This is a genomic window from Luteibacter sp. E-22 (genome assembly GCF_049913125.1).
Taxonomy (GTDB): Bacteria; Pseudomonadota; Gammaproteobacteria; order Xanthomonadales; family Rhodanobacteraceae; genus Luteibacter.
The window spans coordinates 983324-1006667 of record NZ_CP183975.1; the positions used below are offsets into that span (position 1 = coordinate 983324).

Below are 23344 nucleotides of genomic sequence, written 5' to 3' on the forward strand. Positions count from 1 at the left end.
TCCTCCAGCCTCAAGGTAGAATAGGTGGATGACCCAGCTCCCCTTCGAACTCCTCGCCACCGACGGCGCGGCGCGGCGCGGCCGTCTCCGCTTCGGCCGCGGTACCGTCGAAACGCCCGCCTTCATGCCGGTGGGCACCTATGGCTCCGTGAAGGCCATGACCCCGCGCGATGTCCTCGACATCGGCGCGGAGATCATCCTCGGCAACACGTTCCACCTGTTCCTGCGTCCGGGACTGGACATCGTCGGAGAGTTCGGCGGCTTGCATAAATTCATCGGCTGGAACAAGCCCATCCTTACCGATTCGGGCGGCTTCCAGGTCTTTTCGCTTGCACATAAGCGCAAGATCACCGAAGAAGGCGTCACGTTCGCCTCCCCCGTGGATGGCTCGAAGGTGTTTCTTTCGCCCGAGGAATCGATGCGCATCCAGAAGGTGCTGGATTCCGACATCGCCATGATCTTCGACGAGTGCACCCCCTATCCGGCCACGGAAAAGGTCGCTTCCGATTCCATGGAGCTGAGCCTGCGCTGGGCCGAGCGCTCGCGCCAGGCCTTCGACGACCTGAAGAACCCCAATGCGCTGTTCGGCATCGTCCAGGGCAGCACGTTTGAGAATCTTCGCCAGCGTTCCGCCGAACGACTGATCGAGATCGGTTTCGACGGCTATGCCATTGGCGGTCTCGCCGTGGGTGAGCCGGAGGCCGAGCGCAACCATACGCTGGACTTCACCCTGCCCATGCTGCCGAAGGATCGTCCGCGCTATCTCATGGGTGTGGGGCGGCCGGAAGACATTGTGGAGGCCGTGCGCCGCGGCATCGACATGTTCGATTGCGTGATGCCCACCCGCAATGCGCGCAATGGCTTCCTCTTCACCGCCGAAGGCACCTTGCGCATCCGCAACGCCAAGTTCGCCATGGATACCCGGGTGATCGAGGAGGGCTGCGACTGCTATGCCTGCGCCAACGGCTTCTCCCGGGCCTACCTGCGTCATCTGGACCGCTGCAACGAGATCCTCGGCAGCCAGTTGGCCACGATGCACAACCTGCGCCACTACCAGCGGCTGATGGCCGGGCTGCGTGGGGCGATCGAGGCAGGCGGGCTGGAGGATTTCGTCGCCGGGTTCTATGCGGCCAGGCGCAAAGCCGAGGTCGACGGCTGACTTGCCCCTTGCGGGCGCCCTGGCGCGCCCCCAAAGCCTTGGCGGGGCCTGGGCGTTCCGCGCCCCGAACCTTGGCGCGGCGCGGTACATAACCGCCGGGGTGCGTGGCATAATCCACGATCTTTTTCCGTGAACGGCCGCTTTTCCTTGGCTGTTCCATGACTTGCGAGAAATCCGATGAGCCTTCCGACGTTCGCCGCCATTGCACAGGCCACCGCTCCCGCCGCCGGAGCCGCCCCACAGGGCGCCCTGGGCTTTTCGCCGCTGATCATGATGGCGGTGCTGTTCGGCATCTTCTATTTCATGATGATCCGCCCGCAGATGAAGCGGCAGAAGGAGCACCGCGCGCTGCTGGCCGCCCTCGCCAAGGGCGACGAGGTGGTCATGGGTGGCGGTCTGGCCGGCCGCATCGAAGAGGTGGGCGAGTCGTTCGTCCGCGTCGAGATCGCCCCGGGTACCGTCGTCCAGGTGCAGAAGGGCTCGATCACCCAGGTGCTGCCGAAGGGCAGCCTGAAGAAGTCGTAAGGCTTCCCACCGCCATAGCGTCAGCCGCGGCCGGCACGGCCGCTTTCATGGAATGTAAGGCATGAGTGATTTTCCACGCTGGAAGTACGCGCTGGTCGTGATCGTGTTGCTGTTCGGCATCGTGTACGCGTTGCCGAACGTCTTCCCGCCGCAGCCCGCCGTGCAGATCTCGGGCAATCGTGGCTCCGCGGTCGACGCTTCGCTGAAGACAAAGGTCGAGGGCATGCTTGCCGCGGCCAAGGTGCCGCCGTCGTCGATCGAGATCGACGCGAAGGCCACTCGCCTGTTGGCTCGCTTCGGCAATGTCGATGCGCAGGCCAAGGCGTCCGACGTCCTGCGCGCGGGGCTCGGCGACAGCTACACGGTGGCGTTGAACCTCGCCTCGACGGTCCCTTCGTGGCTGCGTGCCATCAATGCGAACTCGATGCCCCTGGGCCTCGACCTGCAGGGCGGTGTGCACTTCCTCATGGAAGTGGACCAGAACGCCGTGATCGATGCGCAGGAAACCCGCTATGCCGACGACATCCGCTCGTTGTTGCGCGACAAGAACGTCTCCTACGATGCCGTGAACCGCAACGCGCGCGGCCAGGGCGTCAGCGTGGTGCTGCGTTCGGATGCCGATCGCCAGCAGGCGGCGTCCCTCATCGCCACGGACTACCCGGATCTCACCGTGGCCGACGGCCCGGCCACCGGCAGCCGCTTCATCCTCAATGCCACGGTGAAGCCGGCCAAGCTGCGTGAACTGGCACAGAGCACCATCACCCAGAACGTCACCACCTTGCGCCAGCGCGTGAACGCCTTGGGCGTGTCCGAGCCGCTGATCCAGCAGCAGGGCGCGAACCAGATCATCGTCGAACTCGCCGGCGTGCAGGACACCGCCGAGGCCAAGAAGCTGATCGGCGCCACGGCGACCCTCGAATACCGCGCGGGCCTGTACACGCCGCAGCAGGCGGTGGATGCCGCACGCTCGGGCAGCGTACCGCCCGACGCCAAGCTCTATTACGGCCGCGACGGACGCCCCTATCTGCTCAGCAAGAAGGTCATCGCCAAGGGTGACGAACTCACCAGCGCGGTGTCCGGCCGCGACCAGCAGAACGGCACGCCGAACGTCAGCGTCTCGCTGAACAGCGCCGGTGCCCGCAAGATGCAGGAGTTCACCAACGACAACGTCGGCAAGCCGATGGCGGTGCTCTACATCACGCGCACGGTCGAGACCAAGATGGTCGACGGCAAGGAAGTGAAGACGCCGAAGATCACCGAGGAAGTGATCAACTACGCCAATATCAGCTCGCCCTTCGGCAAGCAGTTCTCGACCAACGGCCTGCCCAGCGATACCGAAGCATCGGAACTCGCGCTGTTGCTCCGTGGCGGCTCGCTGGCCGCGCCGGTCGACATCGTCGGCGAGAGCGTGATCGGCCCCAGCCTCGGCGCCGACAACATCGACAAGGGCTTCAAGGCGGTGATGCTCGGCCTCGGCCTCGTGCTGGTGGCCGCGGCCATCTACTACAAGCTGTTCGGCCTGGTCGCCGACATCGCGCTGTTCTTCAACCTCGTGTTGCTGGTCGCCGTGATGTCGATGATCGGCGTCACGCTGACGATGCCGGGCATCGCGGGTATCGTGCTCACCCTCGGCATGGCGATCGACGCCAACGTGCTGATCTGCGAACGCATCCGCGAGGAACTGCGCAACGGCTCGTCGCCGTTGGCCTCCATCCGTACGGGTTACGACAAGGCGTGGGCGACCATCCTCGACGCCAACGTCACTCATCTCCTCGCGGCGCTAGGCCTCATGACCATGGGCTCGGGCCCGATCAAGGGCTTCGGCGTCACGCTGTTCATCGGTATCCTGACCTCGATGTTCACATCGGTGACGGTGACCCATGCCATCACGGCGCTGATCCACGGCGGCCGCAAGCTCAAGACCCTGTCGGTCTGACGGGAGGGACGCCATGGAAATCTTCAACCACAATTCGAACTTCAACTTCCTCGGCCTGCGCAAGTTCAGCATCGGCCTCGCCGTGCTGCTCATGATCGGCTCGATCGCCCTCATCATGACCCGCGGCTTCAACTACGGGCAGGACTTCCTCGGCGGCGTGGCGGTCCAGGTGGAGTACAAGACGCCGGTGGACCCCACCGATGTCCGCTCGGCGCTCGAGAAGGCGCACCTGGAGAACCCGCTCGTGCAGGCCGTCGGCGGCACCCGCGAGTTCACCATCCGTCTTCAGCCGAAGGGTGACGTCGCCGCCGCCGGCAACCTCACGAACGACGAGGCGGCCACGAAGGTGGCGAACGACATCATGGCGGCGCTGAAGGCGTCCCGTCCCGACGTGGCGATGAAGAGCAAGTCCTTCGTCGGTCCGCAGGTCGGCGAGGAACTGCGCAGCGACGGCATCGTGGCGGTGATCTTCGTCATCGTCGGCATCATGGGTTACCTGTGGATACGCTTCGAGAAGCGCTTCGCCATCGCGGCGCTCGCGACCGAAATCCACGACGTGCTGGTGACCCTCGGCATCTTCGCGCTTACCCAGCGCGAGTTCGACCTGACCGTGCTCGCCTCCGTGCTGGCGGTGGTCGGTTACTCGATCAACGACAAGGTCGTCGTCTTCGACCGCGTCCGCGAACTGTTCCGCTCCAGCCGTAACGCCACGCCGGAAGAAGTGCTCAACCGCTCGATCAACAGCACGTTGTCGCGCACGATCATCACTTCGCTGTTCACCGGCATCACCATGGCCGCACTGTTCTTCATCGGTGGCCCGGTCGTGCACGGCTTCGCCATCACAATGCTGATCGGCATCCTGGTCGGCACGCTTTCCTCGATCTTCGTCGCCAGTCCGATCCTGCTCTGGCTCGGCGTGTCGAAGAAGGACCTCATGCCGGTCTCGAAGGAAGATCCCGCGCTGGAGCGCCGCCCGTAACTTTCGGAACTCGCTTGCGAGGTCGAAGGTGAAACTGAAAAAGCCCCTCGTCATCGAGGGGCTTTTTTCTTGGTAGGCTCGGCTTCGCCCTCGCATTGGGGTGTATGCGTGGCGGGGGAGCTGCCGGGCGCCACCCTCGGCGCGACAGGCGGTGCCGTCCCTTGGGAAGGGATGCCGCTGCGCGGCCGTGTCTTATGGCTGGCGCCCCTTCGGGCTCGGACGGTCGGGCGGGGGTTTTCGATTCGGCTCCTGCCTCAGCGAAAACGATCGGCCGTCCAGGCCGATCCCCTACGGGCCTTTTCCGCCCGCCCGTCCTCGGCTCCTCATGTCGCGCCGAGGGTGGCGCCCGGCAGCTCTCTCGACACTGCGGTGGGTTGATCGGAAGAGCAACGCCCGCCGCGCCACGTGCCGCTAGTCACCAGCCATTTGCCGGTTGCCGTTGGGCGCACCCGGGTGGGAAGCGGGCTGGCCCGCGAGTCCTCAATCTCTCCGCTGGCGAAGGAAGCCTTGCCCTGATCGGGCGAGGCTTTCCACCCCTCGCTCGGTTGCGATGCACAGCCTCACTCGCTCGACATAGGGTGGCGAATCGCGGGCCAGCCCGCTTCCCACCCGCATAAGGGGAATTCCCACGGAACGACTTGCCCCAAGGTTGCGGGCGTTGCTTGGGCCGCACGACCCCTCCGTGCCTGGAAGAGCCGTCGGCCGCCACCCTCGGCGCGACTTGTGGAACCGAGGAGCGCCGGGCGAAAAGGCCCGCAGGGGGCCGGCCTGGACGGCCGGCCGTTTTCGCTGAGGCAGGAGCCGAATCGAAAACCCCGCCCGGCGCGACGGGCGCGACGGGGCGCCAGCCATAGAACATGGCCGCGCAAGCGGCACCCTTTCCCGAGCGACGGTGGAACCGGAGCGACGAGGGTGGCGGCCGACGGCTCTGCTCGCACACCCCAACGCGAGGGCGAAGCCGAGCCATGCAGAAGAAACTGGCCCGCTGCCGCGGGATCGCCGACAAGGTCGGCTCCCACAAAAGTCGGCTCCCACCAAGGTCGGCTTTCCACCAGGGTTGGGGGCGAACGCAAAAAAAAAGAGCCCGCATGGCGGGCTCCTTTCTTGGTCATACCCCATCCCTGAGATCAGAAATCGTCGCTATCCTCGGTGGCGCCTTCCGCGTCGTTGGCCAGTGTGACCACGACGTAGGCGGAACCCACGAGCGACGCGCAAAGCCAGGCGTAGACCATCTGGATCGCCGTACGCGGGATGGCGAGTGCCACCCGTGGCGCGAGTGCCAAGCCGACGATGCCGGCAAGCGCGAGTACGGTGGCGACGGTCCACGCAAGGCGCCGCGACGGCGACGTGGTGGTGATGACGTTCATGTTGTACTGCCCCTGTTTTCCCCTGAATCGCGCCCTCGTGCATCGATAGGTGAGGCGCTTGTTGTAGGAAATACCCTACAAACTTCCATGGGAGCAAGTGCCGATTTCCTGAACGAATTCCTTGACTCATAAGGAGTTCCATGCAAGAGCGCTGGCAACCGCCCGGCTACGCTAGACTTTCGTTCCCCTTCGAGGTCTGATCCATGGCAGAACGCGAATTTCCCGGCTTCACATTGCGCAGCGGCGCCACCCGCGAGGGCTCCCGATACACCGCGCTCCTGTCCGCGCATCCGGCCGACGGTAGCTTTCCAAGCTATTTCGCCGTCTACGAGAACCGCAGCTTCCGGGATGAGGACAGTGCCGCCGCGGCGGCGGAGAAGGCGTTGGGCCTGGTCCTGGGTGTCGAAGAGGACGGTGCGCCGGTGTTCGCCGAAGGCGAGACCGGCTTTGATGACGACGTGTGAGTCCCTTGGCTCCCTGCCGCTTGTCCAACTTGACAGCGGGCCGTCACGCAGCGCGTGATACCGACGGGCGACGAGGGGTAGCGACATAACATGAGCGAAGGGGACGGGCGCTACCGGCAGTTCGTCGAGGCATCCTCCGACTGCATGAAGGAACTCGACCGCGATGGCGTCATTCGCTTCGTGGCGGGTTTGGGTTGCGCCGCGCTGGCTCCCGAGGGTACCGATCGACTGGTCGGGATGCGCTGGCTCGACCTGTGGCCCGCGGAGGCGCGCGACATGGTCACCGGCGTGTTGGACCGGGCCGGGGCGGGCGAAAGGGTCGACTTCGTCAGTGCACGCAGAACCGGAGACGGGCCTTCCCGATGGTGGGAGGTCATGGTGGCCCCGGTCGTGGCCGGCGATGTCCTCGACCATTTCATCGTCATCAGCCGGGACGTGACCGAGCGCGTGGAACTCCAGGCCGCCCTGGAAGCGATCATCGAGTTGCTCCAGGAGCGGCTCAACGAGACCGTGGCGCGGTCGGTCTCGGCCACGACGCAGTACGGCACCTTGCTGGAACGATTGGAGACCGAGCACGGGGCGAGGCGCGACGCCGAAAGCCGGCTCGCCGGCGTCCGCGAACAACTGGACCTGGCCAACCGTGCACGCGACCTGGCCGAGGCGGGCGCGCGCCAGGCCCAGAAGCAGCAGGCCATCGGCCAGCTGGTGAGCGGGGTCGCGCACGACTTCAACAACATGCTGCAGACGGTGATCGTCAGTCTCTCAGGCCTGCAGGACGACTCGGATGAACTGTCGCCCCGGCATCGCCGGATGATCACGTATGCGGTGGAAGGGGCGAGGCACGCCACGGCGTTGACCCGGCGCCTGCTGGCCTTCGCGCGCAACCAGTACGCCCAGCCGGAGGCGGTCGACCTCGGCGACCTGGTCGTGGCTTTCGCTGACTTCGCCCGGCATGGCCTGGGTGGCCGTGTAGGCATCGAGGTGTTGCGTCAGCCGGGCGCCTTGCCCGTGTGGCTGGATCGCCACGGCGTGGAACAGGCATTGATGAATGTGTGCCTGAACGCGCGCGACGCGATGGGGGGCTTCGGGAACATCGTGATGGAGGTCGGCGAGCGCGTCGGCGACGAACGCCTGCCCGGACTCGCCCACGAAGCCGGTGGTTTGCGCCAGGTCTTCGTCAGCGTGGCCGATACGGGTGGGGGCATGGCGGAGGAAGTGCGCCAGCGCCTGTTCGAGCCCTATTTCACCACCAAGGAGGGCGGTTCCGGTCTTGGCCTCGCCCAGGTCTACGGGATGGTGGCGCAGGCGGGCGGGGCGATCGAGATCGAGAGCGAGACCGGCGTCGGCACGCGCATCCGCCTGGTTTTCCCCCGCTATCCCGGACCCTTCGCACTGGACGAGTGAAACCTGCGAAAAACGTGACCGCGTTCCTCAATTTGCCGACGGATCGGCCGATACAGCAAGGGACTGGGAAGGAAGTGAAGTCATGTTGGTCATCATCGGTTCGATTATCGTCCTGGTCTCGGTACTGGGCGGCTATGTGCTCTCGCACGGCGAGATGGCCGCGCTGTGGCAACCGTACGAGTTGCTCATCATTTTCGGCGCGGCGTTCGGCGCCTTCATCAGCAGCAATTCGATGGACGTCGTCAAGGCGGCCGGTCGCGATACCGTCGCCCTGTTCAAGGGTCCGAAGTACCGCAGGCAGGATTACGTGGATCTCCTGTCGCTGCTGTACGACATCTTCGTGAAGATGCGCAAGGAAGGGCAGCTGGGCATGGAGGCGCATATCGAGGAACCGGCGGCCAGCTCGTTGTTCGGCGCGTATCCGCGGTTGATCGCCGAGCACCACCTCATCGACTTCATCACCGACTGCCTGCGCCTCATCGTGGGCGGCAGCATGGACCCGCACGAGCTCGAGCAACTGCTCGACGTCGAGTTGGAAACGCATCACCACGAAGCGCTGGTACCGGCGTTGGCGGTGCAGAAGATGGCCGACGCGCTGCCCGGTTTCGGCATCGTCGCGGCCGTGCTCGGCATCGTCATCACCATGAAATCGATCGACGGCGACGCCGTCGTCATCGGCCAGCATATCGCGGGGGCGCTGGTCGGTACCTTCCTCGGCATCCTGCTGTCCTATGGCTTCGTCGGTCCGCTGGCGGCCGCGATGGAAGCGCGCGTCGGCACCGACGGCAAGGCGTTCGAATGCGTGAAGGTGGCCTTGCTCGCCAACCTGCGCGGCTACAACCCGATGGTGTCGGTCGAGTTCGCGCGCAAGTCGTTGCATTCGGGCACCCGCCCGACCTTCCAGGACCTCGAGGCGCACCTCAAGGCCGTTCGGTAAGCCAGCATGAGCGACCTGAAACAGATCATCGTCGTCCGCAGGCGGAAAAAGGGCGGTCATGCCCATCACGGAGGCGTCTGGAAAGTCGCCTACGCGGACTTCGTCACCGCGATGATGGCGTTCTTCCTGGTCATGTGGCTGGTCGGCGCGGGCACCAAGCAGCAGCGCGCCGCCATCTCGGAATACTTCAAGAACCCGAGCATGACCCAGGGCCAGTCGACCATGGCGCCATCGGGCAAGATGGGACCGGGCGGCGCCAGCACCAGCATGATCAAGCTGGGTGGCGCACTGGAACTGCCCAAGGGCCCGGGCGACCAGCAAGCCTTCGCCAAGCCGGCGGAGAGCGAGGTCGACAAGCTGGCCAAGGCGCAGGAAAAGCGCCGCCTCGAACAGCTCATGAAGGACCTGAACGAAGCGATCGCCAAGAGCCAGGCGATGGCGCCCTACAAGGACCAGTTATTGCTCGACATCACCTCGGAAGGCTTGCGCATCCAGATCGTCGACAGGCAGAACCGGCCGATGTTCGACACGGGCAGCGGTGCGCTGAAGTCCTACACCGTGCAGATCCTGCATGAGCTGGCCGGCTTCGTGAACCAGGTTCCGAACCAGATCAGCATATCGGGCCATACCGACAGCGCGCCCTATATCCGCGCGGACAGCGCCTATGGCAATTGGGAACTCTCCGCCGACCGCGCCAACGCCGCGCGCCGCACCCTGATCGAGGGTGGCATGCAGCCGGACAAGGTCGCACGCGTGGTGGGCCTGGCTGCTTCCGTGCCGTTCGACAAGGCAAACCCCGCGGCGGCGAGCAATCGGCGCATCAGTATCGTGGTGATGACACGCGAAGCGGCGCGGGCGGCGCTTTCGTCGGACGTGGCCACGGAGCCCAGCCTGCCCGCGGTGCCCAATCTGCATTCGCCGGGCTGAGGTGAACGGGAACGCTGAACCCATTCCGCTGTCGAAGTCGCTTGCAACGGTCATGTTACCCCGGCAGTATCGACGCATAGGGGAGGGAAGCGCAGTGGAAAATCACAGTAAGTACAGAGTGGTGGCCAAGGCGGTGAAATACGACAACGCCGGTGAGCAGGTCTACCGCAGCAGTTACCGGATTCTCGATCACATCGGCGAGGAAATCGAAGCCAGCACCGGCACGAACGATTTCATCGACATCACGAGCGCATTCAACGAAGCGTTCGCCCTGGGCCACGAACGATTGCGCGAACTCGGTGTCGATACAGTCCAGTAGCCGCTAGGCTGCCGTAAGCACGTGGCGCAGTTCATCCAGTTGCGCCGGCGTGCCGACGTTACGCCAGAAGCCATCATGCCGTTCGCCGGTGAGGCTTCCGGCGGCGATGGCTCGCCGATACATCGGCAACAGCTTGAATCGTCCCGGTGATTCTCCTTCGACGATCTCGCGACGATACACGCCGACATTGCCGAAGGTGAGGCGCTCCGCGCCCGCCGGACCGTCGCCCTCGTAAAGCTGTCCCGCCGCCAGGGCGAAATCGCCGAGGGGATGGAAGCCGGGATTCGGCACCATCACCAGGTGGGCCAGGCCCCGCGGTTCACGGGGGAGTGCCGCGTAGTCGACGTCGCTCCAGATATCCGCGCTCACCACGATGAAAGGCTCGGGCCCGAGCAGCGGCAATGCCTTGAGCATGCCGCCGCCGGTTTCCAGTGGCACGGGTCCCTCGTACGAATAGCGGAGACGCACGCCCCAGCGCGATCCGTCACCGAGCGCTTCCGGAAAGCGGTCCGCGAGGTGCGAGGTGTTGACGACGATATAGCGCACGTCCGCGGCGGCGAGCTTCTCGATATGGTGCACGATGAGCGGCTTGCCGTTCACCTCGAGCAAGGGCTTGGGAGTGTGCTCCGTGAGCGGACGCATGCGTTCGCCCAGGCCTGCGGCGAGGATCAACGCGTGCCTCATGCAATCACCGCGACGCGCAGGTCGCGATCGCCGACCATCGCCTCGATGAGGTCGGCCAGCGGTGCGGTGTCGGCATGGCGCCGTGCGGTGTCGAGCACGTAACGGAGCACCCGCGGAAGGTCGTCGAGGTAACCCGGTTTTCCGTCGCGATAGCAGAGCCGGCAGAACAGGCCGAGGATCTTGATGTGGCGTTGCAGGCCGGTGAGGTCGAACCAGCGGCGGAAACGGTCGGTGTCGACGGTCTCGTCCAGCAGCCGCGCGTCGAGCAGGCGCAGGCGGTAGGCCTCGACCCAGCCTTCGACACGCTCGTTGTCCCAGACGATGTACGCATCGCGCAGCAGCGAAGCGAGATCGTAGGTGATCGGCCCCGACATCGCGCCCTGGAAATCGATGATGCCGGGCGACCGTTCCTCGGTGACCAGCAGGTTGCGGCTGTGATAATCGCGATGCATGAAGGCGCGCGGTTGCTCCGCGATGACGTGCATGATGGCCGTGAAGGCGTTTTCCACGACGTCCCATTCGCCGCATGCCAGCGTCACGCCCAGGTGTCTCTCCAGGAACCAGGAAGGCATGATCTCCAGTTCCATCGTCTGCCACGCATGGTCGAAGGAAGGCAGGCCCTGTGTATCGACGTGCGCTTGCATGCGTAGCAGCGCATCCAGCGCATCGCCGTATAACGCATCCACGCTCGCGTCGTTCAGTTCGGGAAGATAGGTTCGCGTGCCGAGATCCTCGATGAGCAGGAAGCCCTGTTCGAGATCGGCCACCATCACTTTCGGTACGTGAAGGCCGGCGCGTGCGAGGCGCTCGCCGATCTCCACCCACGGTGCAGGGTTTTCCTTTTCCGGGGGCGAATCCATCACGATCACCGGCTGGCCGTCGACATATCCACGCCAGTAGCTGCGAAAGCTCGCATCGGCGGAGGCGGGCTCGAGTGCGAGCGTGGTGGCGCCCGTGGCGTGTCGGGCCCAGGCGAGGCGGAGGGCGGAGCGGTCGGAGGCGGTCATGGACATTCTGCGAGGACGATACCGCCGGTCAGCTTAGAGCCTTTGCCGCGCGCTGTCATAGCACCGCCATGGTGCATATCATCCGATTCTTGTGGTGCAGTGCAGCGTGTGGTTATCTAGGAACCCAGGGGTTTCTATCGGGGGACGGGTAGGTGGAAAACGACTGTGGAAGCGCGTCCATGACGCGACGCGATCTCCTGCGGATGATCGGTATCGCCGGTGGCGGCGCGCTCATGTACCAGGCGATGACCAACCTCGGCTTCGCCGCCGAGTCCCCGTACCGACGACCACCACCGTTGCAAGGTACCGGACGTGGCAACGTGCTGGTGTTGGGCGCGGGCCTGGCTGGCCTCGTCGCCGCGTACGAACTGGGCAAGGCCGGATATACGGTGCAGGTCCTGGAATACAACGCGAGGCCGGGCGGCCGTAACTGGACGCTCCGCGGCGGCGACGTCTATACCGAACTGGGCGGCCACCAGCAGGTATGCCGCTTCGACGAAGGGCAATACTTCAATCCCGGGCCGTGGAGGATTCCGTACCACCACCACGGCGTGCTCGATTACTGCCGCCGGTTCGGCGTCCCGCTCGAACCCTTCGTGCAGGTGAATCACAACGCCTACATCCACGGGAAGGACGCATTCGGCGGCAAGCCGCAGCGTCTGCGCGAGGTGCAGGCGGACTTCCACGGCGGCGTGGCCGAGTTGCTTGCGAAGGCGGCGGGGAAGGGCCGGCTGGACGACCTGGTGAGCCGGGAGGATCGTGAGATCCTGCTCGAGGCGATGCGTGACTTCGGCGGGCTCGACCGCAAATACCGCTATGCCGCCGGGCGTGAAAGCAGTGAACACCGCGGTTATGCGAAAGACGCCGGGGGTGGTCCGGATGGCAAGCCCGCATTCTCCGCGCCGGTCGGACTCTCCGACATGCTCAACGGCCGCCTGTGGAAGGCGCTGGGCATGAGCGAACTCTACGAATACCAGACCACGCTCATGCAACCGGTAGGAGGCATGGACGCGATCGGCAAGGCCTTCGTGCGCGAGATCGGCGGCAACGTGATCCGCTACAACGCGAAGGTGACCGGCATCGCGCAGGACGGCCACGGCGTGACCGTGACCTACGAGGACACGACGACGCCCGGTGCCCCGCGGCAGGCGAAGGCGGACTGGTGCGTGTGCACGATCCCGCTGTCCATCCTCAGCCAGATTCCGATCCAGGTATCGGCGGCGAAGGCGGCGGCGATTTCCGCGGTGCCCTATATGGCGTCGTCGAAAATCGGTTTGCAGTTCAAGCGACGGTTCTGGGAAGAGGACGAGGCGATCTACGGCGGCATCACGAGCACCGATCTCCCCATCGGGATGATCTCCTATCCGAGCCACGGCATCGGCACGAAGAAAGGCGTGTTGCTCGGTTCATATACCTTCTTCACCGAAGCCTACGAATTCACCTCGCTCGACCCGGCGTCGCGTATCCGCAAGGCCGTCGAATATGGCGCGCGAATCCATCCGCAATACACGGCGGCATTCGAGAACGGCATGGCCGTGGCTTGGCACCGTTCCCCGTTCACCCTCGGCTGTTTCGGCTGGTGGACCGATGCCTTGCGCGAAAAGCACTATGCGGACATCTGCTCGATGGACGGCCGTATCGTCCTGGCGGGAGAGCACGCGTCGTACCTGCCGGCCTGGCAGGAGGGCGCCATCCTTTCGTCGCTGTCCGCGATCGATGCCCTGCACCAGCGGGCCCGGGCCGGAGGTCACGCATGAAAACGATCATCCTTGCGATCGCCTTGCTCGCAACGCCCGGCCTCGCGCTGGCGCAAAAGACCGACGCGGATTTCATCGATGCCAAGGAGGCCCCTCACGCCACCGGCCAGCAGATCTTCACGCACATCTGCCAGGGCTGCCACATGGCGGACGCGAAGGGTGCCGTCGGCGCAGGCCATTATCCGGCGCTGGCGAGCAACCCCAAGCTCGCCTCGGCGGCTTACCCGGTCGTGATGGTGATGAACGGCCGTGGCGCCATGCCGGCTTTCGGCCCCCTGCTGTCGGACGCCCAGGTCGCGGACGTGGTCAACTACGTGCGCAGCCACTTCGGCAACGCGTACACGGACACCTTGAAGCCCGATGACGTGAAGCCGTTCCGTCCCCCTGCCGCTCCCACCGACGAGGACAACTGACCCATGCTCAAGCCAATCTTGATCGCATCGCTGCTGGCCGCCACCACCACGCCCGCGCTCGCCGCCGACGTCGTACGGCACAAGATCCCGAACAGCACGTTTCCCATTTCCGCCGCGGTGGAAATCCCCGCGGGCAAGACACTCGTCTTCCTGAGCGGCGTCGTGCCGCCGGTGGCCGATGCGAACGTCCCGAAGGATAGCCCGCAGGCCTATGGCGACACGAAGACGCAGACCGTCGGCGTGCTGACCTCGATCGAGAAGCAGCTGAAGGGCATGGGCTTGTCGATGGGCGACGTGGTGAAGATGCAGGTCTTCCTGGTCGGCGATCCCGCCAAGGGCGGCAAGATGGATTTCGCCGGCTTCATGGCAGGCTACACGCAGTTCTTCGGCACCGCGGCGCAACCGAACCTGCCATCGCGCTCGGCGATGCAGGTGGCCGCACTGGCAAGCCCGAACTTCCTCGTCGAAATCGAAGTAACCGCCGTCCGCCCGTAACCCACCCCACTTCAGTGGTAAGAGTGAGATGGGTAGGAGGGGGGAAGGGTGGTGAGGGTAGGAAGGGTGGGAAGCGGCCTTGGCCGCGATCGGTTCTTGCCGAACACCCGATCGCGGCCAAGGCCGCTTCCCACCCGAGTTTGACGCGCTCGCCGCATGCCTACTTATCTGTCTTGCATTGCCTAGATACGGGATTCCAAGAGCCTCCCACATCGAGGCATTTATCAATGGCAAAGAAATCCTTGGGGATGAATGATATTGCCAGCGCAATGCCTATCGATGCTATTCCGGCAATAAAGATTGTGATCCTGGCTTTGCGCGGCAAATGGCGCGACAGTGCTTTCAAAATGTGTACACCGAAGGTTGCCGCAATATGAATTTACGGAATCCGGCACTAGCTCGTGATGTCAGTACGGCGCAATCATCATTTTTCGTCACGTTTCATGGATCCCGATGGAGCGTTGAGATCGACAATGCCAGGCTTCAATTGAATAGAAACCGTATCTGAAGTTGATGTTTTTGCTTCGTTGTACTTTACATTCTCAGCTGTTTCGTATTCCACAATTAGGTTACTGCGTTGTATGCCAGTTACTAAAGCCGGGGAAAGCACAAAGTCGTCTGTTGATAGTCTTTCCCAAAATGCCGTTCGCAAAGGCCACGCTTAGCCCTTTTGGATTCACCGTAGCTTTCGGGCCGCCATACACGGGGCCGGCACCGCCGTATAGCTTTCCGCTCCCAACGAAAAGTATCTGCGACCCACGGCTTGCATGAATTCGCAAAACAGATGTAGTGATCGTCAAGTTAGCCAGTCCGGTTTCTCTCGTCCGTTTCGAAGGACGTGACGTGCTGCTCGCCAAATTGCCATGAATGTAAGAATAGCTAAAAGTGAGTGGAATCCGAGCCAAAAAAAAGGATGCCTTGAATGCCCGAGATCCGGGCCACGAGTATTCAACGCCCACATGACATAACCCGATGGAAAAGCGGCGACAGCCTCTACGAGTCCTTGACCGAAGAATCGAGGGCATCCTGACTTGTCGCCACAAGATATACCCGCATATAGGGAAAAGATTGTCAGCGCTAAATGTGCAAGCCAGGCGCCGAGAGCGATCAATAACCGTCGCCAGAAGAGCAGCGGATGCCATTGCTGTTGCAAAATACTACGCATCATGGCCACCTGAGATAGCTGTTGTTGTATGCCAGGCTGCCAGTTTGGAAGCGTGACCATCGGCAGGAAGCGCGCTGGCGCGCGAACGGGTCTTGTTAGACACCGATCGCGGCCAAGCCCGCTTCCCACACCAAGGTAAAAAGCAAATGCGAGGTTATTGCGCCGCGGCTATATTCTCTCGCTGCAGCCTCTACTCACGAATGTCGATCTCGATTATCTCGGGTTCTCCTAATGTTTCTCCATTAAAGTACGATTTCTTGATGAGTACCCTCACCATGGCGCTGTGGCTAGATCCGGTGACTGATGCCGAGTGCTCTTCTCTTGCAAATACCTGAGAGTCGTCCCCGGTCTTTAGAATCCCGAAGACACTCACATCGTCGATAGATACGTTTCCAAGAATTTGACTGACCTTGGGATCTCTAGCGATGGCGCGACGTGCAGCCAAGACGTCGGGGTCGAAGTAAAAGATGATTCGCATCATGCTTGATCCGACGACGCCAGCTATCAATGCAAGCGCAATGAATCGTGTCACCTTACGTAGAGTTGGCTTCACCAATTCGAGTAACTCCCTGCCTCAGCGCTGAGGGAGATGCCGAATCGAACGCTAGCTCCATGGAACTTGTTGTCGATACCAATCATGGGTGAAATCGGGGTTGTATAACCTCTTGTACCCCAATCCCCTACATAGCGTTTGGGGGAAAGATCAAAAACGTTCTCCGTTACTTTCCCCCACGCCGCTTGCGCCGAGACCGGTCCCATGCCAACGCCACCAGATGCGTTGAACGTAGTTCTGGCGATCAGACCTGAACCGCAGTCCTTCGAATGTTTCGATGGGGTTCCATCCGGATCCCACGCCAATCCACCGCCTACGCCGACACCCACCTTTCCGGTGAATTCGAGCTTCCCGTTAGACCATGCAACGTTCACACCACCGCCGACTCCCAAGTAGGCCTCGAATCCGAGAGACCATAGTCCCAAAGGATCGGCATTTACGTATGGATTGTTCATCGCATACGCATACGTCGATATTCCACCTTCCAGGCCGATAGGATCACTCTGGATATAGCGGCCAGAGGTCGGGTCGTAGTCGCGCCAACCATTCTGGAAGAGCCCCGTCACCGAGTCGTAGCGTTGGCCGGGAAAGCGCATGTCGAAGACGTACTTCGTGCCATCGCCATCAGGATCTTCTTTGGGCGCGTCGGTGCCGAATGCTTCGCCGTAGAGCTTCCAGCGCCAGATGACCTTATTGCTTGCCCGGTCGACAATGACACGGGGCGTGCCGAGGTGGTCGGGCTGGATATCCCTGATCGTGTCGCCGTCGATGGCCGACACAGGGAGATCGTCCAGCCAGATCACCTGGCGTATGGGCTTGCCAGCCCCGTCGTAGTCGCCGAGCCAGCGGCCTGATTCGTCGTGGAGACTGACCGTGGTCGTGCCCGCGATATATTTCCCGACCTGTTGTCCGAATGGATCATATGCGTAGTTCATTTCGACCACGCCATTGACCTTGGCCTGCGTCATCCGCCCGGCAGCGTCATAGACGAACTCGCGTTCGCCGATGCGTGTGGTGTTTCCGTTGGCATCGTACTCGCGGTTGACCTTTTGGGCGGTGAGCAGGTGATGACTATCCGCTGCGTACCGGAAGTTACGGAAGACTGTGAAGTTGGTCGACCACGACAGCCGGTTGCCGGTCTTGTCATAGCCATATTCATGGTCGACTCCATACGGGTATTCCGGCGTCATTTCCGCCACTCCAGCGGAGACGACACGTGCGGCGGGATTTACATCGATGAACGAAGTGGCGGGGCCGATTTGCTGGAGATTGTGATCGTCCTCGTAACTGAGCGTGTGGTTCATTCCGTCGGCGCCATCACCCATGTTCTCGATGAAACCGTTGATGTTGTACCGTCGATGGAGCGCTCGCGCGCCAGCCGTCCAACCTGTGACGTGACCCGGTGCGTCATACTGAACGTTCGCGAGAACTCGCTGGCCGGCCGTTGGACCATGCTGCGTATCGACATGGACGACGTGGCCCGCCAAGTCGCGAACGTAGGTGACGTTACGACCATCGGGGTAAGTGATTGCCGCCAGTCGACCGGCGGGTGTGTAAGCGTAAAGCAGGTCGAGGCGGATGCCGCGGGTGACCTGGATCTTTTGCACGATGCGTCCGGCAAAGTCATAGCAGAACGAGGTGCTGCCGTCGCGATAGGTGACCGTGCTCAAGCGGCCAACGGCAAAGGTTGCGCCTGCGGCGCATGACGAGGCTGGTGCGTCGTAGGTGTAGCGGGATTCCGCGCCGTCGCTATAAGTAGCACGGGTCACCCGATCCAATGCGTCGAACTCCCGTTCTACATGACGCCCGTCGGCTGGCGTTTCCTTGACAGGACGGCCAGCGGCGTCACGCTCGGTGCTGGTATCGCCCGTGTCGGGACTCCGCTGCCACAGGAGGTCGCCCAGCCCGTTACGCAAGTAGGCGGTGGATAGGCCCTTTGGATCTACGATGGTCTTGACATGATCGGCGCCGTCGTAGGAGAGATGGGTAGTATGGGATGAAATTTCCCGACCGACGGTGACTTTAGTGGCACGGCCCAGCGCATCGTGTTCTATTGCTTCCTGGTAGCGGTCTGAGCCGCTGCCTCCTTTGTATCGGCCATTCGCATCGAAGTTATAGTATTTCGATCCCATGCCAGCGCGCGTGTCGAATTTCAGCATTCCGTGCTCGTCGTACTCGTAGCTACGGCTTGTGTCTTCGGTGCCATCGGCGCGGACGTAGGATTCGGTGCCGATCTTCCCTATCGCATTGCGCACCATGACGTGGCGATTTCCCATCGCATCGGTCTGTTCGATCAGTCGGTGCGCCGCGTTGTAACGGTGTGAAACCGTGGCGCCGTCGGCATCGGTCAATACGTCGATCGCACCATTAGCATCGTGGCTCATCTTCGTGATGACGTCGCCTGCGGAAGCGCTGCCGTCCGGCCGGGCGCGGATAGCCGTCTCAAGGGGGCGGCCGGATGCATCGTAGCGTCTGTCCGTCCGGACGCCGTTGGCATCGGTGCTGGAAGTTACGCGGCCTGCTCCGTCCCGGGCCAGGATGGTTATGACGTGACCCAGAGCGTTCGTCACAGTGTGTAGATCGCCACGTCGCCAGACGCAGGAAGTCGCCGTTCGGGCACAGTCGGAGGCGTCGCTCTCGTGGTAAGCGTAGTGCGTGGTGTCGCCGGCGCCGGGCTGCGGGCCATCGATGGTCAGCAGACGACCGGCATCGTCGTAGGCGTAACGTGTTATCCGCTCCGACGGCCATGGGCCGGACGATGCGTCGGAAGCATCGGCAAGGCCGCCCTCGCGACGTTCGGTGAGGTTACCTTTGGTGTCGTAGTCGAACGCCGTCCACTGCGCACCACTGTCGATTCGCGCGGGCTTGTCGAACGTGGGATGCCATGTCGTCTTGACCGTTCGCGCCACGGGGGTTCCCTCGGCCTCGGTCCGTTCGATCTCCAGTCGTCGGTCCATGTCATAGCGATAAGTCGTCGGCACTCCCAGGTAGTCGGTTTGCCGGGCAACGAGCCCACTACCTAGATAGTCGAAGGTGCGGGTAAAGACTTCATCACGAAAGTCCTCAGAGCGCTGGCCTAGGCGTACCCGGCCATCCACGTACCTCGGCGTCCATTGCTCCGTGCGGAGAGGGTCGCCGTTCTCGACCTCGATGGTGCCGTTCCGGACAGCCAATTCGGTGTATTCGGTGTTATTGCCGTGTGCGGAACGGAACGCGCGATTGTCACTGTCATAGCGAAACGTGGCAAATCGTTTACCGTCGCCGCCGACGATGCCGGTCAGCTTATGGTTGACCGTGCCGCCCATCGCTGGCTCGTCGTACAGGTAAGCGGCGTGGCGACCATCGGGGTACGTGACCTTGACCAGGTTGGCTTCGAGGCCTTCGAGGATGTCGCCGCTATAGTCGTAGCGAATACGCCCGCCGTCCGGTTGATCGACGGTTTCCACCCTGCCGAGGCGGTCGTAACCCAGCATCAGTTCGCGGCCTTGCTCGTCACTGACGCGTATCAGGACCTTGGTCTTGATGCCGATGCCAACTTCGATTTCATCGTAGTGCAGGGTGACAGTGTTGCCATTGGGGTCGGTTCGAGTGCGTAGGCGGCCCTGGTCGTCATAATGTTCCGCGGTGAGATCGGGCCACGTGTATAGCCAGCCGTTATCCGGGTGCTCTTTGACGGAGCCGCGGTTGCCTTCTGCGGGAATGAAGACGTCGCCTTTCTTGATGAAGCGAATTTCGCTACCGTCTTCCTGGATGAGGAATAGGGCCGTTCCGTAAGCGAAGCCGCCGCGTTCGAAATAGGTCCTCCGGAGGAAAGCCCTATCCCATGAATGCCGCCAGCGTGCACCGATACGTGCGCCGACGGGATAGCGCACACTTCCTTTTCCGAAGGCGCCGGTAAGTGCGAAGGCACCGCTATGGTACGTGCGCCCGAAGTACAGTCCGGAGGATGCCGGCCCGGCATAATCGACCACGGTTTCGATCTTGCTCATCGTCAGGGGATTGAGCGGATTACCCACGGTGGGGCTGTTACCGATAGGGCATTGATTGGCCCCATTCTCCTGCGGCACGCCTAGCGCTTCGCTTTTTGGTAGCGCATCGGGCGACACGCAAGCGACGGCCAGCCTGGCCGTCGCCGGATCACGATTGTCCAGATGCGTGTCGCTCTCGGTGACGAGCACGGAGTCGGTGGGGCACGAGCGGAGAAGTTTTATGTCGAAGCTCGACGTCTTGATCAGGTCGGGCTTGTCGGGTGATTCGGGGTATTGCACCACCGTTGTTACGTCTAGAACCGTGTAGTCGCTATGTGCTTTGTCGCCTGGGATGACACGTCGGGCGATGCTTTTCAGGCCGCAAATGTTCGGCGCTGGCCAGTCCTTGCAATATTCCCCCGCTGCGATCTTTGCGTAACCATCGACAGCATCGTCGGAAACATATACCGGCTTGGTCTCGCCGGGTTCCGCATACTTGGCGGGAATCAGTGCCCCATCGGCGAACGTGGGAAAACGCTCCGGCACGTCCTGCGCTACCGCGGCGTCGGCGACTCCAGCGATGGCGAGCCCGATGGCCATCTTGATTCGGCTACGTTGCGGGCGTGCCGTGCGGATGTCGCGAGATATCGTGTTGATGATGCCTGCCTCCCTGTGAATAGGAGGGCAGGCTAGGAGTTGTCAACCCGGCGGGATATCAGACTGATCTGAAAATTCGATCGGGTTTCATCAGCATGTGATGCGCGTCACCTTCACGACAAGTTGTAACCGCGCTCCTCATGCAGCGCGATGTCCAGGCCTACCTGCTCCTGCTCTTCATCCACGCGCAGGCCCATCGTCACGGCGATGCCCTTGAAGATCGCGTAGCTCAGCACGGCGCTGTAGACGACGGTGAAGGCCACGCCCTTGAACTGGATCCACAATTGCAGGCCGAGGTCGGTCACCGTGCCGAACCCGCCGAGCGCGGGGGCCGCGAACGGACCGGTGAGCAATGCGCCGATGATGCCGGCGATGGCGTGGACGCCGAAGACGTCGAGCGAGTCGTCATAACCGAACTTGCGCTTGAGACGAGTGGCGCAGAAGAAGCAGACGATACCCGCGACGAGGCCGAGCACCAGCGCGGCACCGGGGCCGCAGGTGCCGGCGGCGGGCGTGATGGCGACGAGCCCGGCGACGGCACCGGAGGCGATGCCGAGCACGCTGGGGCGGCGATGGGTGATCCACTCGATGGCCGTCCAGCCGATCGCCGCGGCGGCCGTCGCGATCTGCGTCACCAGCATCGCCATGCCGGCGCTGCCGTTGGCGGCGACCGCGGAGCCGGCGTTGAAGCCGAACCAGCCGAGCCAGAGCATGCTCGCGCCAACCAGCGTGTAGCCGAGGTTGTGCGGCGGCATCGGAGTGGACGGATAACCGCGGCGCTTGCCGATCACGAGGCATCCCACCAGGCCCGCGATGCCCGCGTTGATGTGCACCACCGTGCCGCCGGCGAAGTCGAGCACGCCGAGGTCGCCCAGGAAGGAGCCCGGGCCACCCCACACCATGTGTGCGATCGGCAGGTAGACCAGCGTGAACCACAGCGCGGTGAACACGAGCAGCGCGGAGAACTTCATGCGTTCGGCGATCGCGCCGACGATGAGTGCCGGCGTGATGATCGCGAAGGTCATCTGGAACATCACGAAGACCGCTTCCGGAATCGTGTTGTAGAGGCTGCCGGGCTTGAGGCCGGCCAGCATGGCGTGGCCCAGGCCGCCGACGAAGGAATGCAGGTTGGTCGTTCCCGCGGTCATGCCGGTGGTGTCGAACGCGACCGAGTAGCCGTAGACCACCCACAGTACGGTGACCAGCGCGGTGATGGCGAAGCACTGCATCAGCACGGAGAGCAGGTTCTTCGCCCGGACCATGCCGCCGTAGAACAAGGCGAGGCCCGGGATGGTCATCAGCAGCACGAGCATCGTGGCGGTGAGCATCCAGGCGGTGTCGCCGGAATCGAGTTTCGCTGGAGCGGCTGCCTGGGCGAGGGCGCTACAGGGGAGGAGGGCGGCGACGAGTGCCGGCGCGAGGGCTTTGCGGATGACATCAGAGCGCATCGGCGTCGACCTCCTGGGTGCGGATACGAATGGCCTGTTCCAGGTCGATGACGAAGATCTTGCCGTCGCCGATCTTGCCCGTGCGGGCGGCGTTGGTGATCGCCTCGATGGCCTGCTCCAACTGCTCGTCGGTCACGGCGATCTCGATTTTCAGCTTGGGCAGGAAATCCACGACGTACTCGGCACCGCGGTAGAGCTCCGTGTGCCCGTGCTGCCGGCCGAAGCCCTTCACCTCGGTCACTGTCATCCCCTGCACCCCGACCTCGGAGAGGGCTTCGCGGACGTCGTCCAGCGTGAACGGCTTGATGATCGCGTTGATCCACTTCATGGAGCGCGCTTCCCCTTCGATTGGCCTGTCGGAGGGAGAGCAGGATGCGTGCCAGTGGGGCGCGAGCGGCTGCACGCGTTGTGCGGCGCGGCAGCGGCGTGCGACGGTGACCTCGGCAATGATCGGACGCACCATGAAGGTGCGACAAATTGCACCATAAGAGCGCCTTTGTGGGAGCCGACTTTGTCGGCGATGGGTGCTCGCCTCGAACTGGCCCGCTGCCGCGGGATCGCCGACGAAATCGGCCCACAACGGCGCCCACCAGGGCTTCCACAAGGGCTGGCACTCGTCATTTCCTCTCGAAGGGTGGCCCTGTTCGCCTTCCGCCATTGCGTTGCCTGCCATAAATCAGTACCATTTTGGTCCGGTATTGACGACATCCCCTCCCCATGCTCCGTGTCAGCCGATTGACCGATTACGCGACCGTGGTGATGACCTGCATCGCCGCGCATCCCGCCGACGTTCTGAGCACCGCCCAGATCGCCGAAGAGGCGCGCCTGGAGCTGCCGACGGTCTCGAAGCTGCTGAAGCTGCTGGGGCACGCCGGGCTGGTGGAGTCGTTTCGTGGGGTCAACGGCGGTTACCGCCTCGCCCGTCCGGCGGAGGCGATCAGCCTCGCCGACATCGTCGAGGCGATGGAAGGTCCGATCGGCATGACCGAATGCAGCGTGGCCCAGGGCCATTGCGACCGGCAGTCCCAGTGCGGTGTCAGCGACAGCTGGCGGTCGGTCTCCGGGGCCATCGACGGCGTGCTGCGTTCCATGACCCTGGCACAGATGCTGGCCGGGCGCCCCGTGGCGCCGGCCAAGGATGCGGCCCAGGCCGCACAGGCAAACGCATGAACGAGAGTGA

21 protein-coding genes are annotated in these 23344 nt (G+C 63.2%); 14 read left to right on the forward strand and 7 right to left on the reverse strand.

Translation table 11 applies throughout. From position 1 onward, the window contains the following. Positions 1 to 28 precede the first annotated feature (28 nt). From tgt to secF, 4 genes are all read left to right on the forward strand, one after another. Complete coding sequence (gene tgt, locus ACN9M2_RS04250) at positions 29 to 1159, forward strand: tRNA guanosine(34) transglycosylase Tgt (RefSeq protein ID WP_426286927.1); 1131 nt, start codon at positions 29 to 31, stop codon at positions 1157 to 1159. 177 nt (positions 1160 to 1336) lie between these two features. Beyond that, positions 1337 to 1684 (forward strand): preprotein translocase subunit YajC, encoded by a 348-nt coding sequence (gene yajC, locus ACN9M2_RS04255; RefSeq protein WP_306852036.1) that lies wholly within the window; start codon positions 1337 to 1339, stop codon positions 1682 to 1684. A gap of 61 nt (positions 1685 to 1745) precedes the next feature. Then, positions 1746 to 3620, forward strand: a complete 1875-nt coding sequence (gene secD, locus ACN9M2_RS04260) for a protein translocase subunit SecD (protein WP_426286928.1) — start codon at positions 1746 to 1748, stop codon at positions 3618 to 3620. 13 nt (positions 3621 to 3633) lie between these two features. Continuing rightward, positions 3634 to 4599 carry a protein translocase subunit SecF gene (gene secF / locus ACN9M2_RS04265; RefSeq protein ID WP_426286929.1) on the forward strand — a complete coding sequence of 322 codons (966 nt, stop codon included), beginning with the start codon at positions 3634 to 3636 and terminating at the stop codon, positions 4597 to 4599. Between the two features lie 1127 nt (positions 4600 to 5726). On the opposite strand, the gene ACN9M2_RS04270 is transcribed toward secF, so the two are convergent. Beyond that, on the reverse strand, positions 5727 to 5966 hold the full coding sequence (locus ACN9M2_RS04270; RefSeq protein ID WP_371025024.1) for a hypothetical protein: 240 nt from the start codon (positions 5964 to 5966) through the stop codon (positions 5727 to 5729). A gap of 203 nt (positions 5967 to 6169) precedes the next feature. On the opposite strand from ACN9M2_RS04270, the gene ACN9M2_RS04275 reads away from it, so the two are divergent. From ACN9M2_RS04275 to ACN9M2_RS04295, 5 genes are all read left to right on the forward strand, one after another. Next, on the forward strand, positions 6170 to 6430 hold the full coding sequence (locus tag ACN9M2_RS04275) for a hypothetical protein (RefSeq protein ID WP_371025023.1): 261 nt from the start codon (positions 6170 to 6172) through the stop codon (positions 6428 to 6430). A gap of 90 nt (positions 6431 to 6520) precedes the next feature. Further along, entirely contained in the window at positions 6521 to 7834 is a 1314-nt protein-coding gene (locus ACN9M2_RS04280; RefSeq protein WP_426286930.1) for an ATP-binding protein, read from the forward strand. 82 nt (positions 7835 to 7916) lie between these two features. Continuing rightward, positions 7917 to 8771: a flagellar motor stator protein MotA gene (gene motA / locus ACN9M2_RS04285; protein WP_371025021.1), complete on the forward strand. Its 855-nt coding sequence runs from the start codon at positions 7917 to 7919 to the stop codon at positions 8769 to 8771. A 6-nt stretch (positions 8772 to 8777) separates the two neighbouring features. Then, positions 8778 to 9698: a flagellar motor protein MotB gene (gene motB / locus ACN9M2_RS04290; RefSeq protein ID WP_426286931.1), complete on the forward strand. Its 921-nt coding sequence runs from the start codon at positions 8778 to 8780 to the stop codon at positions 9696 to 9698. Between the two features lie 94 nt (positions 9699 to 9792). After that, positions 9793 to 10017, forward strand: a complete 225-nt coding sequence (locus ACN9M2_RS04295) for a hypothetical protein (protein WP_371025019.1) — start codon at positions 9793 to 9795, stop codon at positions 10015 to 10017. Between the two features lie 3 nt (positions 10018 to 10020). Here the strand turns inward: ACN9M2_RS04295 and murU are convergent, their stop codons facing one another. Further along, entirely contained in the window at positions 10021 to 10701 is a 681-nt protein-coding gene (gene murU / locus ACN9M2_RS04300; RefSeq protein WP_371025018.1) for an N-acetylmuramate alpha-1-phosphate uridylyltransferase MurU, read from the reverse strand. Then, a complete protein-coding gene (locus ACN9M2_RS04305; RefSeq protein ID WP_426286932.1) occupies positions 10698 to 11708 on the reverse strand; it encodes an aminoglycoside phosphotransferase family protein in 1011 nt (336 codons plus the stop codon). The genes murU and ACN9M2_RS04305 overlap by 4 nt, the downstream gene beginning before the upstream one ends. A gap of 179 nt (positions 11709 to 11887) precedes the next feature. On the opposite strand from ACN9M2_RS04305, the gene ACN9M2_RS04310 reads away from it, so the two are divergent. From ACN9M2_RS04310 to ACN9M2_RS04325, 4 genes are all read left to right on the forward strand, one after another. Next, on the forward strand, positions 11888 to 13465 hold the full coding sequence (locus ACN9M2_RS04310; protein WP_426286933.1) for a flavin monoamine oxidase family protein: 1578 nt from the start codon (positions 11888 to 11890) through the stop codon (positions 13463 to 13465). Then, entirely contained in the window at positions 13462 to 13878 is a 417-nt protein-coding gene (locus ACN9M2_RS04315; protein ID WP_371025015.1) for a c-type cytochrome, read from the forward strand. The genes ACN9M2_RS04310 and ACN9M2_RS04315 overlap by 4 nt, the downstream gene beginning before the upstream one ends. Before the next feature lie 3 nt (positions 13879 to 13881). Beyond that, complete coding sequence (locus ACN9M2_RS04320; protein WP_426286934.1) at positions 13882 to 14373, forward strand: RidA family protein; 492 nt, start codon at positions 13882 to 13884, stop codon at positions 14371 to 14373. Positions 14374 to 14600: 227 nt separating this feature from the next. Further along, entirely contained in the window at positions 14601 to 14750 is a 150-nt protein-coding gene (locus ACN9M2_RS04325; RefSeq protein ID WP_426286935.1) for a hypothetical protein, read from the forward strand. Positions 14751 to 15728: 978 nt separating this feature from the next. Here ACN9M2_RS04325 and ACN9M2_RS04330 read toward each other — a convergent pair. The 4 genes from ACN9M2_RS04330 to ACN9M2_RS04345 form a co-directional block, all read right to left on the reverse strand. Beyond that, on the reverse strand, positions 15729 to 16019 hold the full coding sequence (locus tag ACN9M2_RS04330; RefSeq protein WP_426286936.1) for a hypothetical protein: 291 nt from the start codon (positions 16017 to 16019) through the stop codon (positions 15729 to 15731). Positions 16020 to 16087: 68 nt separating this feature from the next. After that, positions 16088 to 20659, reverse strand: a complete 4572-nt coding sequence (locus ACN9M2_RS04335) for an RHS repeat-associated core domain-containing protein (RefSeq protein WP_426286937.1) — start codon at positions 20657 to 20659, stop codon at positions 16088 to 16090. 170 nt (positions 20660 to 20829) lie between these two features. Beyond that, a complete protein-coding gene (locus ACN9M2_RS04340) occupies positions 20830 to 22164 on the reverse strand; it encodes an ammonium transporter (protein WP_371025013.1) in 1335 nt (444 codons plus the stop codon). Continuing rightward, positions 22154 to 22492 (reverse strand): P-II family nitrogen regulator, encoded by a 339-nt coding sequence (locus tag ACN9M2_RS04345; RefSeq protein WP_426287861.1) that lies wholly within the window; start codon positions 22490 to 22492, stop codon positions 22154 to 22156. Before ACN9M2_RS04345 ends, ACN9M2_RS04340 begins: the two co-directional genes overlap by 11 nt. Positions 22493 to 22881: 389 nt before the next feature. On the opposite strand from ACN9M2_RS04345, the gene ACN9M2_RS04350 reads away from it, so the two are divergent. Then, a complete protein-coding gene (locus tag ACN9M2_RS04350) occupies positions 22882 to 23334 on the forward strand; it encodes an SUF system Fe-S cluster assembly regulator (RefSeq protein WP_371025012.1) in 453 nt (150 codons plus the stop codon). Positions 23335 to 23344: the final 10 nt, after the last annotated feature.